Genomic DNA, 947 nt, shown 5'->3' on the forward strand with positions numbered 1-947 from the left:
GTGCAGCGGGCGCGCCTGCGCGCCACCGACGCCGTCGTCGACCCGCAGCCCGACGCCCCCGGTGGCGAGCAGCAGGAGCTGCCGCTCGCCGTCGTCCCGACCGCGGGGGCGCGCACCCCGGCGTCCGGCGACGCGAAGGACCGGTTGCTCGGGGTGCTCCTGGAGGACCCGGCCCGCGCCGTCGACGCGACCGAACGGCTCGACGACACCCGCGACCGCATCGCCGAACTCGACGCGGTCCTGCGTCGCCGCCGCGAGGACCTGGCCGGCGCCGTCCGGCACCTGCACGAGTGCGGCCTCGACCCGGCGCAGATCGGCCGGCTGTCCGGGATGGCCGTCGACGACGTCCGCACCATCCTCGACGGCGAGGACGCCGAGCGCTGAGCCTCAGCGCAGCACGGTGAACCGCACGCCCGTCCCCGGCGGGGCCTGGGCGAGCAGCGGCAGGTCGGCGCGCGCGACGACGGCGATCACCGGGTAGCCACCGGTCGTCGGACGGTCGGCGAGGAACACCACCGGCGGCCCGTGCGGCGGAACCTGTACCGCGCCGGTCACCATCCCCTCGCTCGGCAGCTCCCGGTCGCGCAGCTCCGGGAGCCGCTCCGGGGACGGCCCGTCGAGACGGACCCCGATCCGGTTCCCGTCGGCCGTCACCGTCCACAGCGGACCTGTGAGGGCGGCGCGTGGGTCGGCGAACCAGTCGTCGCGGGGGCCGGGGCGCACCCGCAGCCCGACCACGGCACCGGGCAGGGACACCGGGACCGGCCCGGACACCGGGATCCCGCCGGACCACGGGCCGACCGGCAGCTCGTCGCCGTCGGCGACCGGGCCGGGCCCCAGCCCGGACAGCAGGTCGGTGCTGCGGCTGCCCAGCGCGAGCGGCACCTCCAGCCCGCCCGCGACGGCGAGGTAGCACCGCAGCCCGCCGACCGGCGTCCCGACCGTCA

2 protein-coding genes are annotated in these 947 nt (G+C 78.2%); one reads left to right on the forward strand and one right to left on the reverse strand.

What is annotated here, in order from left to right:
• Window positions 1-384, forward strand: a 384-nt coding sequence (locus tag GTW08_RS02200) for a hypothetical protein (RefSeq protein WP_161151325.1), incomplete at its 5' end; no start/stop codon positions are given.
• A gap of 3 nt (window positions 385-387) precedes the next feature.
• Here GTW08_RS02200 and GTW08_RS02205 read toward each other — a convergent pair.
• On the reverse strand, window positions 388-947 hold a 560-nt coding region (locus tag GTW08_RS02205; RefSeq protein WP_161151326.1), incomplete at its 5' end, for a biotin-dependent carboxyltransferase family protein.

The sequence above is a fragment of the Pseudonocardia sp. SID8383 genome, assembly GCF_009864975.1.
Lineage (GTDB): Bacteria > Actinomycetota > Actinomycetes > Mycobacteriales > Pseudonocardiaceae > Pseudonocardia > Pseudonocardia alni.